The sequence below is a fragment of the Enterococcus sp. AAFC-DPL-5182 genome (assembly GCF_058216605.1).
On record NZ_CM177101.1, the window covers coordinates 2,896,951 to 2,909,818 of the forward strand.

Here is a 12,868-nt window from a genome sequence, read left to right on the forward strand (position 1 = left end):
ATCTCACTTTTCTATGTCTTTTAGCTGGTGCATCGCTTGGATAAATGCCTCTCCGCGCAGTTCAAAATTAGGATATTGATCCCAACTTGCGCAAGCAGGCGATAATAGAATAGTATCATTTTTTTCAGAAAAATCATAGGCATCACTTACTGCCGTTTGGACATTCTCTGTCAATCGGATGGTTTTGACCCCTGCTTTTACTGCCGCTTTGTGCAGTTTATCTTTTGTTTCTCCAAAAAGAACGACCGCTTTTATTCCTTTTAGTGAAGGGACTAATTCATCAAAACTATTTCCACGATCTAAACCACCAGCCAATAAAATGAGTGATGAAGGATCGAAACCGCCTAGAGCCATCTCTGTTGCTAGTATATTGGTTGCTTTTGAGTCATTGTAAAACTTCCGTCCTGCTACTTCTCCCACATATTGAGTACGATGAGGTACTCCAGTAAAAACCATCAATGTTTTTCTAATAATATCTGCTGAAATGCCCTTTAATTTAGCGACAGAGATTGCTGCTAATGCATTTTCAATATTATGGTTACCTGGAACACCCAATTCTGTTGCTAACATGATGTATTCGTCTTTGTAGTAAATTTCCCCATCTGTAAGATACGCACCTGCAACTTTTTCTTTCGTTGAAAATGGAATAATTGTAGCTTTCGTTGTTTTGCTTAATTCTTGCAGTTCTTGTTGGTTCCAATTTAAAACAAGAAAATCATTTTCCTGCATATTTCTTTGGATTGCCCACTTCGCTTTTACATATTCTTTTCTTGAACCATGATAGTCAATATGTGCTTCATAAATATTAGTAATAACAGCGATTTGAGGGCGAAACATTTGAATTCCCATCAATTGAAAACTTGATAATTCCATAACAATATCATCCGCTGTATTAGCATCCTTAGCAACTTCACTGGCAGGATAGCCAATATTCCCCGCTAAACGTGCAGTACCATTTTTGCGATCAGCATTTAAAAGTAGCCCAATCATTGTAGTGGTCGTTGTTTTACCATTTGTTCCTGTAATACCGATAATCGGACATTCAGCAATTTGATAAGCCAACTCAACTTCAGTAAGAACAGGTAAATTCATACTTAGTGCTTTCTCTACTAGAGGATTCGTATAGGGGATTCCCGGATTTTTTACAATCAAAGAAAAATCTTCATCTAAAAGCTCAATTGGATGCCCACCTGTAACAACACGAATACCCAAGGTTAATAAATCTTGGGCTTCCGGGTTTTGATCAAATTGTTTAAAGTCATTGACTGTCACCAACGCACCTAGCTCATGCAACAGTTTTGCAGCACTAACACCACTTCTAGCCAGTCCAAGAACAAGGACTTTTTTGTTTTCATAATCTGTAATTTTTTTCATTATAAATTCTCCTTATCGTTAGAAAAGCTGAAAGAAGCGGTTAACTCTGTAGAAAGTTAGGAATTTTTAAATGGAACGATTTTCAGTTCCAATTCAAAATTATCTACTTTCCTAAGAGTTGCTTCTTGATGCTAGACATAATAGAAAAGCTAAAAGAAGCGATTAGTCTTGTAGAAAGTTAGGAATCTGAAATTGGAACGCTCTTTGTTCCTGTTGAAGATTGTCTACTTTCCTAAGAGTTGCTTCTTGATGCTAGGTCCCTGCCTACTTCTTTAAAAAATAATCCACAATGTGATAGCTGAACAAATTGCTCCGGTAAGCCAGAAAATGATATCTATCTTCCACTCAGACCAGCCACACATTTCAAAATGATGATGGATCGGTGACATTTTAAAAATTCGTTTACCGAATAATTTAAATGAAGCAACTTGCAAAATAACACTGGCTGTTTCACATACATAAACAAGTCCGATCAACAACAATGTCCACTCTTGACGTAATATAATAGAAATTGCTGCCAACAAACCACCTAGGGCAAGTGAACCGACATCTCCCATAAAAATTTTAGCTGGTTTTTTATTGTAAGGAAAGAATCCTAACAAGCCACCAATCACGCTTAAACAGATAATCACTACATCAAATTGTTGCTGTTTCCAAGCAATGATTGCATATGTACCAAACGAAATCGTCCCCAATCCTGCGACCAATCCATCAATACCATCCGTTAGATTCACCGCATTTGAAAATCCAACCAACCAAAAAATGACGAATACGCCATAAAAAATTCCTAATGGCAACGTAACCACGCCAAATAAATCTAGTGTATCAGGCAAACCTTCTGAACGATAAACAAAATAAAATACTAACCCGCCAATGATTTGACCAATCAATTTCTGACGGGAATTCAATCCCATATTTCTTTTTTTAAATACTTTGATAAAATCATCCAAAAATCCTAATAATCCATAAAGGACTAAGATGAATAAAATAATCAGTAAAGACGGAGTGAGTTCTTGTTTCCATAATCCCACTAATAATGAGGTGATAAAACTTGCAACTAGAAAAACTAAACCACCCATCGTTGGCGTTCCTGTTTTCACATTGTGCCAAGTGGGGCCATCTTCACGCGTTGTTTGTCCTTGTTTCTTCATTTGGAAGTACCCGATAAACATCGGCATCACCGCCACCGTTATAGCAAAACTACATACTATGGGAATAAAAATCTGTGTCCACTCCATGATATCTCTCCTAATTATTCTACTCGTATTGATTTACTTTTTCATTTCTATTTTAATCATTATTTAGCAGGTTCCACTACTGTGTTTGATTCACTATCCATTGAATCCATTACAACTTTCATCAATGGATTAGCAATTTTTGCAAGAGCCTCTCTTGTATAAGTTTGAGGTTTTTTCATTGTAAGATATAAAATATACTCTGGATTATCAGCTGGCACCATTTCTACAACAGAATAAGTATAATCCGTTAGCCCAGCCATATAACCATTTTCTCCAGTGATTTGAGCAGTCCCTGTTTTAGCTGCTACATGATAGCCTGGGACTTTATATACATCATATGCAATACCGTAATTAGGATCTTCTACTGTATCGATCATATATGTCCGAATATCACTTGCTGCTTGTGGCGTTATTATTGGTTGACCCACTTTTTCAGGTTGTGTTACTTTTTCTTCACCAGTATTTTTATCTACAATCTTACTAATATATTGCGGCTTGATCATTGAACCATCATTGGCAATCGCTGTATAAGCTTGCATCATTTGAAAATTCGTTACAGAGATCGCTTGTCCAAATGATGACATCGCTATATCGACCCAGTTATCTTCTGGAAGTTCCCCAGCAGATTCTCCGGCCAACCCTGAATTTGTCGATTTCCCAAAACCAAACTTCTCTAAATATTTTTTCCAAACTTGACCAGAAGAATCCATCGATTGCTCTAACGTAAGCATCCCAACATTACTAGACCAAGAGATTGCTTGTCTGAATGTCAAAGGTCCAACTGCACCAAAGTCATGGTCATTTACTGTTCGATCATCTAATACATAACCGCCAGCTGGATATGCAAATGTTGCATTAGGATTAAATTTCCCTTCTTGCATGGCTGCTGCTGAGGTAAAAAGTTTCATAGTTGACCCTGGTTCAAACCGATCTTCTACTAAAAGATTACGCCATTCTTTTATTCCTTCTTTTGTTTCAGGATTAAATGAAGGACGTTGGGACATAGCAAGTATTTCACCCGTTTTTGCTTTCATTAACATCGCTGTCATGTTTTCTGGTTTGTATTCTTCTAAAACTGGATCCATTAACGATTCTAATTGACTTTGAATCCGACTATCTATCGTTGTATAGATATCTTTCCCATCGACAGCTTTCTTTTCACTGGCAATCGTTCCAGGAAGCGGGTTACCGTAAACATCTTTTTCGTAGTCGATCTTACCATCTTGTCCTTTTAACACATCATTATAGGATTCTTCTATCCCCATTTTCCCAACTAAACCTTTTGAATCATCTTCTGCATCAACTGAATCAGTATAGCCTATAAAATGAGAAGCAAAAACTCCATTTGGGTAAATCCTAGCGGGATGTCCTTCAAAATAAAGTCCTGTAAGTTTACTTTTCTTCAAGTCTTCTTCAATTTTTTGTCTCGTTTCTAGAGTAATATTTTTGCCTCTATTCCCAAACTCAACTTGAAACTTAACTGTACCGTCTTCATTTACGCCACCATTCAAATATTTCAACGCTTCATCTTTGGACAACTCTGTGTTTCTATCCAAGATTTCTGCTAATGCATCAAAATCTTTTTTCTGTGCGTAAAGCTTTTTATTTTCTTCACCTAAATAGGTTTCTGACAAAATAGCGTAAACAGAATATGAAGTTGCATCTTCTGCAATCACAACTCCATTTCGGTCCAAAATCGCACCCCTTTTAGCTTTGACGACGCTACTGCCTTGATACAGATTCGCTGTTTTTTCAGGCAAAGATACTCCTGCAACTTTTCCTACAGCAACAATATACGTTAATCTAAAGGCAAATAAAAAGAACAATCCAATACTCGTAGCAAATAAAATAATGCCTACTTTTTTACGATTGTTCATTGGATTTAAGTTCTTCTTTTTGACAAAATTCTTTATTTTATTTTTTATGCTCATTTATTTCACTTTCCTTATATTTTCAATGTTATCAGAAAGGCCTTCTTTTTTTGCAACATCCTTGATGCGGTCCGCTTTTGATAATTCATTTTTTTGTTGTTCTAATTTCAAAGCTGCTTCTTCTTTTTCTTGGATCGTTGCTTGCGTCTCAGTAATTTGGTTGGTCATTTGTGTAATAGATGTACGTACTTGAATGGTGAGAATCGCTATTCCAATAATCGCTACTAACAATAAAAAGCCGATAGTCTTTTCTAAAAGTGAGATATTTCTCAACTTCCTTTTCGGAGATTGGGGTAGGTCTATATTTCGTTGAACTTTAGGTTCATTTTCTGGACCAATGACTGGTTCATCCATTACTGGAACATCGTATTGAAAATCTTCCACTTTTTTTAACTCAGCCATGTCGTTACCCCTTTCTTTATAAATTTAATTTAACTTTTTCGGCAATTCTTAATTTTGCACTTCGTGAGCGATTATTCTCAGCCAATTCAGTCTCACCTGGTAAAATCGGCTTTCTTGTAACTACTTTTAATTCTGGTTGAAACTCCTCTGGAACTACTGGTAGTCCAGGTGGTAAATCCTGCATCGTACTATATTCTTTAAACATGCTTTTTACAATTCGATCTTCTAGTGAATGAAAAGTAATCACACTGATACGACCATTTTTATTTAATAAGGAAATCGCTTGTTCCAGAGATTCTTCTACAACACCCAGTTCATCGTTGACTGCAATTCGAATTGCTTGGAAAATCCGTTTTGCTGGATGTCCGCCTTTACGTCTAGCTGGCGCTGGAATTGCTGCTTTAATAATTTCGACTAGTTCCCCAGTTGTCTCGATCGGTGCCTTAGCACGTACTCGTTCGATTTCTCTAGCAACTTGTTTGGAGAATTTTTCTTCGCCGTAACGGAAGAAAATCTTCACTAATTCATGATAACTGTAGTCATTCACTACATCGTAAGCAGATAATTCTGCTTCTTGATCCATCCGCATATCTAGCGGTGCATCTTGGTGATAGCTAAATCCACGTTCAGCTTCATCTAGCTGAGGTGAAGAGACACCTAAGTCGTATAAAATACCATCGACTTGATAAATCTCTTGATTCGCTAATTCTTGCTTTAAATGTCGGAAATTCGACTTGATAAAGGTCACCATACCTCGATCAATATATTTTTTTAATCGTTGTGCTGCGAAATCCAATGCTTTTTGGTCTTGATCGAACGCATATAAATGTCCTTGTTCGCCAAGTTGCGAGAGTAGATACTCACTATGACCTGCGCCGCCCAATGTGCAATCGACGTAAATACCATCTTCTTTCACATGTAAGCCGTCAACTGTCTCTTTTAATAAAACAGTATAGTGCTGAAAATCTTCCGTCATAATGCTCCTCTTTCTAAAAACCAAAATCAATCATTGTTTCTGCAATTTCATCAAAATTCTCTTCTGCTTCTGTAGAAAATTCTTGCCAGCGAGCTTCATCCCAAATCTCGATTCGATTTGAAACACCGATGATCACACAAGCTTTTTCTAAACTACCATGTGTTCTAAGCGCAGCAGGGATATTGATTCTGCCTTGTTTATCGATCTCACATTCTGTAGCAGCCGAGTAAAAAAAGCGGACAAATGTACGGGCATCCTTCTTAGCTAGAGGCATTTCTTTTAATTTTTCCTCTAGTTGTTCCCATTCGGACATTGGATAACCAAATAAACAGCCATCCATTCCCCTAGTCACTACAAACTTCTCACCTAATTGGTCACGAAATTTAGCAGGTACGATGAGTCGGCCTTTGGCATCTATATTATGTTGAAATTCACCCATAAACATAGCCAATTTTCCCCACTTTTCCACTTGATAGAAACAGTCTACCACATCCCGCCACTTTCTACCACCAAAAACAGTAAATCTTCCTTCTTTTAATGGTTATTTAAAAAGTTTGTAATATTTCAAGATGACACTCTTTTTCTAAAAAAGCGGTATCAATACCTATGTAATTGACTTTCAAAGGATTTTCATCCCAAATTTTTATGTTGAATTTCTCATAAAAATATTACAAAATAAAATGGTGGGACAAAGTGGAGGGGATCCACTCCTCCACCATTTCAATTTTTATGAAAAATAATGAACAATATTCAGTAAAATCAGTACTGCATATAAAATTAAGCTCAAAAGAAACACTAAGCGCCAAAACATCTTAAAATATCTACCATATAAAATCTCTCCGTAATAATATGCTTGAAATACTGCTACACAAATCCCTAAGAGTAAAACTGAAATAACCATATAAGGAACAATTGATTGCCCATAACTATCTTTTGACAATTCATTTAGTCCTATGAATAAAAATGGAATTGAAATATCCGGCGCTTTCACCTTAAAACGCTCTGTCAACGAAAACGTTGAAATAATAAAATTACACGCAAATAAGACAATAACTGGAAAAACATACCAAAAAAGCATAATGACTGAAAACGACACCATTTCCTAACAATTCCTTTCGTAACACATTGTGTTAACTATACTTTATTTTCTTTACACTGATGTTTCATTTCGTTTAAAAGTTCGTGCCTAAATAATACCAAATAAAAAGAGCTTTCCTTCCCAAAAACACTCCGACTCTATTATAATAGAATTGAGTAGCTTTATTAAAAAAATGAGGTGGCATTTTGATCAATTATTTAAAAATAGAACAGGGTATGTTGGTTCCTTCTCAAACTGACACAGATGAAACAGTCTGGCTCTCTGTAGAAAAACCAACTGAAGAAGAAATCAACCAATTAGTCACGACCTATAAACTCCCTAAAGATTATATCACAGGTGTACTGGATGATAACGAAAATTCTCGATTTGAAGGGTTGCATCAAAACACTTTAGAACAACCTGCTTTGATGCTACTTCAATATCCTCACGCAACAATCAGTCCTAGTGGATATACGCAGCTAGATACGTTCCCATTCGCGATTATTTTAACGACAGATGGAAAAGTGATCACAGTTATCAATAATTCAGCTGATTTCTTAAAACAAATCTTTACCCAAGCTGTCCCCGATAGTGAGTTACCTATCCAAGAAACTTTGATTCTATATTTATCATGGCAAATATCAACCTGTTACAACCGTTTTTTAAAAGAACTAATCAAACAAACGAATAAACTCGAAGGTGAATTAAAAGTTTCAACCGAAAATAGTCAACTATATCAAATGATGGATATTCAAAAAAGTTTAGTCTATTTTGAGTCTGCCATAAATTCTAATTTAGAGGTTCTAAATATGCTATACAACGCCAGGATCTTTACAGACCCTAGAGCTCACCTACCACGACTCCATGATATTTTGGTAGAAACAAAACAAGCCGCAACAACTACTAAAATTCAGCTCAAACTTGTTGATAAAGTTAGCGATACCTTCTCAGCAATTGTTTCTAATAACCTGAACAATGTAATGAAAATCTTAACTTCTCTAACGATCGTTCTAACAATCCCTACGATTATTGGCGGGATCTTTGGTATGAATGTAAAATTACCTTTCGCTAATCGAGAAGATGCCTTTTTCTGGATCTTTATCGTTACGACCGCAACCTGTATTTTTGTGATTCGACGGCTAAAAAAACGAAACCTTTTGTAAAATTTCTTGTTGCTGATTTTAACAAAAGGATGTAGAATGGAGAAAGTAAAGAATAAGGATGTGTATAATCAATGAACGATAAAAAGACAAGCACGTTTTCTAAAGTCACTAAAGTCGTTGTTTGGTTGATGCTAATCGCCATTGCCGGCTCAACAGTACTGACTGCTATAATGAGTTTAAGATAATCAACTAAATAAACTATGGAGGAGTAAGCTAGGTGTCTAACACCCTTGCTTCTCCCTTTTTTTGACTAATTTTTAGATCAACAAAAAAAAACTCTTTATCCAGCTACTTCTCTTAGTATGCTTCAATAAAGAGTTTTTTATTTTCGCTAGCCTCTACGTTCGTTTCCAGCCATATTCAATAATTCTTTTGCATGTTCAACCGTCAACTTAGTAATCTCACTACCTGAAAGCATACGAGCAATTTCTGCTACTCGTTCGTCTTCTTTCAGTCTTCTAACTTTCGTTTCTGTTCGCTCACCAATAATTTCTTTTTCGATAAAATATTGATAATCTGCCACAGCTGCTACTTGAGGAAGATGTGTGATACATAGCACTTGTGAATCTTCAGAAATCTGATAGATTTTATCTGCGATTGCTTGTGCAACTCGCCCACTGACCCCAGTATCCACTTCATCAAAAACAATACTAGTAATTCCTTGTGATTTAGAAAAAATTGTTTTCAATGCCAACATCACACGAGATAGTTCTCCACCCGAAGCCACTCTTACAAGAGGTTTTAACGGTTCTCCTGGATTCGTTGTGATATAAAATTCAACTTGCTCCAGGCCTTCTTCTGTGAACTGTTCCTCTGGTAATTCTGTAAAACGGATATCAAATTCCGTCCGCTCCATATACAATTCTTTTAATTCTTTTAAGATGTTTTTTTCCAGTTTTTTAGCAATTTTTTTTCTGATTTCTCGTAATTGCAACCCTTTTTCAATGACTTGATTTTTCTTTTCGACTAATAGCGTTTCTAACTCACCAGTTCGACCTTCCAAAAAATCAGCATCAGCTAATTCTTGTGTGATTTCCTGATAGTAATCAAGAATAGATTCAATCGATTCGCCATACTTTCTTTTCATCTGTCGAATAAGTTCCAGTCTAGTTTCCACTTCGTTCAATCGGTTTTCATCTAATTCTAAACTATCGATGTGTCGAGATAAATCGCCACTAGCTTCTTGTAACAGATAATAACTATTTTGAACGGCTTCCGATATCGCTTTATATTCTGGATCAAGCATCTCGATCGATAGTAATTCATTCATCGCATAACCAATCTTGTCTAAACTGCTGTCGCCATCCCCATTGACTGCTTCATAGCTCGCAGCTAAAGCATCCGCAATTTTTTGGAAATTCCCTAGCTTATTTCGTTCTTCGATCAATTGCTCTTCTTCACCTAAAACAAGTTCAGCTGTAGCAATCTCATCACTTTGAAACTGCAACATATCCATTCGTTGCGCAAATTCTTTTTCATTTTTCTGTCTATTTCTAACCTTTTTTTCAATCAAGCGATACTCTGAGTAAATCCCTTCATACTGCTCTTTTATCTTAAATAGCTCTTTGCCACCAAAATCATCCAACATCCCTAAGTGTTTTTCACTCTGCATCAATTCTTGATGTTCGTTCTGACCGTGGATATCTACTAAAAATTCACCGATTTTTCGTAAATTTGCGATATTGATGATTCTGCCATTAACTCGACAGACATTCTTACCTGAGGTTGAGATATCTCGCTGAATCACAATTGATTCTTCATCTGTCTCAATCCCTAATTCTTCCAGAATATTAACTAATTCTTGATTTTTCGGCATTGTGAAAAGACCTTCCAAAGTACATTTAGAAGCGCCTTGACGAATGTAATCACTCGATCCTCGACCACCCGTCAATAATCCCATCGCATCAATAATAATTGATTTCCCAGCACCGGTTTCTCCAGTTAGAACAGTCATTCCCATCTGAAATTCTAATTGTAAAGAAGATATGATCGCAAAATTATTAACAGAAAGTTCTTGCAGCATCCTTATTCACCTCGATTTTATAAATAGCGGAAAAATTCATTTTTTAAAAATTCAGCATCTTTTTCAGTGCGAGCAATGATCAATACACTATCATCGTCATTGAGTGCTGCAAAGACGATCTCTTTATAGTGCTTCTCTATTAAATTCGATGCTGCCGCAGCGTTCCCTGGTATAGTACGCAAAATAACTTGCTTTTCCATTTGATCAACCGAAACAAAAGCATCTTTCATTAGCTTTTCTAATTTTACAGACGTATCTTCCTTTGTTTCTGCCGGAATACTATAACGATAGCCACCATCTATGGACGGTACTTTAATCAGTTTCATCTCTTTGATATCTCGAGAAATCGTTGCTTGTGTCACTTCTATTCCTTTTTCTTGCAGGTAAGTAACAAAGTCTTCTTGTTTCTGGATATTTTTATCAGCTAATAAACGAGTAATCAGACGATGCCGATCTTTTTTCCTCATAATAGTTTCTCCTTCTTTTACCGATCCATTTTGCAACTCTTAGTCTTTCAGCACTAGAGTTTTAAGGTAGTGTCAGCTTTTCTACACCCATACGTCGTCATGAAAAAAAAACACTTTTATCGATTCATTTCCATTTTATCATAGCGTATTTTTATTCATTTTGGAAGTATAAAAAATAAGACTGAAATAAAACGCTGGGCGCTTTCTCTCAATCTTACTGATTACGTCTTTTATTGACTGATATATCTTATAAATTAGCTTTTCAATTTCTTGTGAGCCGCTTCAACAACTGTGTTGATCTCTGTTGTAAGATCTTGAATTTCTGAGCCATCTCGTGAAGTTAAATAAGCTAAAAATTCGATATTTCCTTCTCCACCAGTAATAGGTGAATAATCCAATCCGCTGACTGAATACCCATGTCCTTGTGCAAAAGACAGAATATCCTTTAAAACAAATTTATGGGTCTCAGGTTCACGAACGATCCCTTTTTTGCCGACTAACTCTTTACCTGCTTCAAATTGGGGTTTAATCAAAGCGACTACTTTACCACCAGTTTTTAAAATTTCATGCAACGGGGGTAAAATCAATTTCAAAGAAATAAATGAGACATCAATCGTGGCAATATCTGGAATACCTTCTTGAAAATCCTCTGGCTTGCTGTATCTAAAATTCGTCCGTTCCATCACAACTACTCGTTCATCTTGACGAATCTTCCACGCTAATTGATTGTAACCAACATCTAGCGCATAGCTCAAGCGAGCGCCATTTTGTAGAGCAACATCTGTAAATCCTCCAGTAGATGCTCCAATATCCAGCATGGTTTTATCCGTTACATCAATTTCAAAAACTTCCAGAGCTTTCTCCAACTTCAAACCACCGCGAGAAACATAGGCTAGTGTCTGCCCTTTTACATGCAAAGGCGTCTCAAGCAAAATTTTTTCTCCTGGCTTGTCCAATCGTTCATTTTTATCGTTGTAAACTAGTCCAGCCATCACTGCACGTTTGGCTTTTTCTCTTGTTTCAAATAATCCTTGGGTAAACGCTAAAATATCTACGCGCTCTTTTTTCATAAGTGCCTTCTTTCTATCCTAACTGCAATTGTTCTAATAATTCTAGTAATAATTCCAAATGAAATTCCGAGCTTGTCTGTTTTATTGTTTCTAGGGTACTGCGCCCTTTTTCTAATTGTTCGTCCAGTGCTTGTTTTGCGCCGTCTAATCCAAGTAAACTTGGATAAGTGCTCTTGTTTAAAACTTCATCTCGACCAACTTGCTTCCCTAATTCTTCTTCTGAACTAGTTGCATCCAGCAAGTCGTCTTTGATTTGAAAAGCTAAACCTAAATGCTGCGCAAATCTACCCAATAAGTCAACGACTTCTTTTGGTTGTTCTGCTAAAATCCCACCAGCTAAAAGCGCAAACTCAATCAAGGCTCCCGTCTTCTTTTCATGGACATCCGCCAACTCATTTAAGGATAATGAGCGCTCTTCTCCCTGTAAATCTCCTGCCTGTCCTGCAACCATTCCTTGGGTACCTGCCGCTTTACTCAGCAACTGAATCAACAAAACTTTTTGGTTCGGCTCAATTTGACTAATAGCGATTAATTGAAAAGCGGCGGTAAGTAACCCATCGCCAGCTAAAATCGCATGTGCTTCACCAAATACTTTATGATTGGTTGCTTTACCACGACGTAGGTCGTCATCATCCATTGCTGGCAGATCATCATGAATCAACGAATATGTGTGTATCATTTCTAAAGCTGCAGCGACTTGGTAATCATGAATCTGTACTTTTTTATTAAAGGAACGAATCACAGCTAATACTAAAAGTGGACGAAATCGTTTGCCTCCCGCATGAATGGAGTATAACATCGCCGTTTTTAAGTGGTCATTTGCAGTATATTCATTGATAAAATTTTCCATTTCTTTTTCAATAAGCGGCAAACTCTGCTTACGAAAATCATTGAAAGCTTCCATCAATTTTCCTCACTTTCTTCAAAAGCGACTTCTTGATTATTTTCTGTCATGACTTTTGTCAGTGTCTTTTCAGCTTTTTCTAACGTATCTTGACACTGTTTGCTTAAAGCCATCCCTTCTTGAAAAGCGGCTAAGGCTTCTTCTAAGGGGACATCTCCACGCTCTAAACGCTGAACTATTTCCTCTAACTCAGTTAATGATTCTTCAAATGTTTTTTCGACTGCTTTTTCTTTGGCCATCTT

Annotated in this window: 14 protein-coding genes; 2 read left to right on the forward strand and 12 right to left on the reverse strand. The window is 36.6% G+C overall.

From position 1 onward, the window contains the following. Window positions 1-3: 3 nt before the first annotated feature. The 7 genes from murD to AC4BB7_RS13605 form a co-directional block, all read right to left on the reverse strand. Window positions 4-1,374, reverse strand: a complete 1,371-nt coding sequence (gene murD, locus AC4BB7_RS13575) for a UDP-N-acetylmuramoyl-L-alanine--D-glutamate ligase (protein WP_490483387.1) — start codon at window positions 1,372-1,374, stop codon at window positions 4-6. 272 nt (window positions 1,375-1,646) lie between these two features. After that, entirely contained in the window at window positions 1,647-2,612 is a 966-nt protein-coding gene (gene mraY / locus AC4BB7_RS13580; protein WP_086314009.1) for a phospho-N-acetylmuramoyl-pentapeptide-transferase, read from the reverse strand. A gap of 59 nt (window positions 2,613-2,671) precedes the next feature. After that, window positions 2,672-4,543 carry a peptidoglycan D,D-transpeptidase FtsI family protein gene (locus AC4BB7_RS13585; protein ID WP_490483388.1) on the reverse strand — a complete coding sequence of 624 codons (1,872 nt, stop codon included), beginning with the start codon at window positions 4,541-4,543 and terminating at the stop codon, window positions 2,672-2,674. Further along, entirely contained in the window at window positions 4,544-4,945 is a 402-nt protein-coding gene (gene ftsL / locus AC4BB7_RS13590; protein ID WP_086314011.1) for a cell division protein FtsL, read from the reverse strand. A gap of 16 nt (window positions 4,946-4,961) precedes the next feature. Continuing rightward, window positions 4,962-5,921 carry a 16S rRNA (cytosine(1402)-N(4))-methyltransferase RsmH gene (rsmH, locus tag AC4BB7_RS13595; protein WP_490483389.1) on the reverse strand — a complete coding sequence of 320 codons (960 nt, stop codon included), beginning with the start codon at window positions 5,919-5,921 and terminating at the stop codon, window positions 4,962-4,964. A 13-nt stretch (window positions 5,922-5,934) separates the two neighbouring features. Continuing rightward, on the reverse strand, window positions 5,935-6,366 hold the full coding sequence (mraZ, locus tag AC4BB7_RS13600) for a division/cell wall cluster transcriptional repressor MraZ (protein WP_010762855.1): 432 nt from the start codon (window positions 6,364-6,366) through the stop codon (window positions 5,935-5,937). A gap of 282 nt (window positions 6,367-6,648) precedes the next feature. Next, window positions 6,649-7,020 carry a DUF3397 domain-containing protein gene (locus AC4BB7_RS13605; protein ID WP_010764034.1) on the reverse strand — a complete coding sequence of 124 codons (372 nt, stop codon included), beginning with the start codon at window positions 7,018-7,020 and terminating at the stop codon, window positions 6,649-6,651. A gap of 185 nt (window positions 7,021-7,205) precedes the next feature. Between AC4BB7_RS13605 and AC4BB7_RS13610 the strand changes: the two genes are divergently transcribed. Both AC4BB7_RS13610 and AC4BB7_RS13615 read left to right on the forward strand, forming a co-directional pair. Then, window positions 7,206-8,162 (forward strand): magnesium transporter CorA family protein, encoded by a 957-nt coding sequence (locus tag AC4BB7_RS13610; protein ID WP_490483390.1) that lies wholly within the window; start codon window positions 7,206-7,208, stop codon window positions 8,160-8,162. A 71-nt stretch (window positions 8,163-8,233) separates the two neighbouring features. Beyond that, complete coding sequence (locus AC4BB7_RS13615) at window positions 8,234-8,347, forward strand: DUF4044 domain-containing protein (protein ID WP_490483391.1); 114 nt, start codon at window positions 8,234-8,236, stop codon at window positions 8,345-8,347. 146 nt (window positions 8,348-8,493) lie between these two features. Here AC4BB7_RS13615 and recN read toward each other — a convergent pair whose 3' ends face one another. The 5 genes from recN to AC4BB7_RS13640 form a co-directional block, all read right to left on the reverse strand. Then, window positions 8,494-10,185 carry a DNA repair protein RecN gene (recN, locus tag AC4BB7_RS13620; RefSeq protein ID WP_086314013.1) on the reverse strand — a complete coding sequence of 564 codons (1,692 nt, stop codon included), beginning with the start codon at window positions 10,183-10,185 and terminating at the stop codon, window positions 8,494-8,496. Window positions 10,186-10,202: 17 nt separating this feature from the next. Continuing rightward, window positions 10,203-10,652, reverse strand: coding sequence for an arginine repressor (locus tag AC4BB7_RS13625; RefSeq protein WP_086314014.1), 450 nt, complete (start codon window positions 10,650-10,652; stop codon window positions 10,203-10,205). Window positions 10,653-10,906: 254 nt separating this feature from the next. Then, window positions 10,907-11,722: a TlyA family RNA methyltransferase gene (locus AC4BB7_RS13630; protein WP_086314015.1), complete on the reverse strand. Its 816-nt coding sequence runs from the start codon at window positions 11,720-11,722 to the stop codon at window positions 10,907-10,909. Between the two features lie 13 nt (window positions 11,723-11,735). After that, window positions 11,736-12,626, reverse strand: a complete 891-nt coding sequence (locus AC4BB7_RS13635) for a polyprenyl synthetase family protein (protein WP_490483392.1) — start codon at window positions 12,624-12,626, stop codon at window positions 11,736-11,738. Next, complete coding sequence (locus AC4BB7_RS13640; protein ID WP_490483393.1) at window positions 12,626-12,865, reverse strand: exodeoxyribonuclease VII small subunit; 240 nt, start codon at window positions 12,863-12,865, stop codon at window positions 12,626-12,628. Before AC4BB7_RS13640 ends, AC4BB7_RS13635 begins: the two co-directional genes overlap by 1 nt. Window positions 12,866-12,868: the final 3 nt, after the last annotated feature.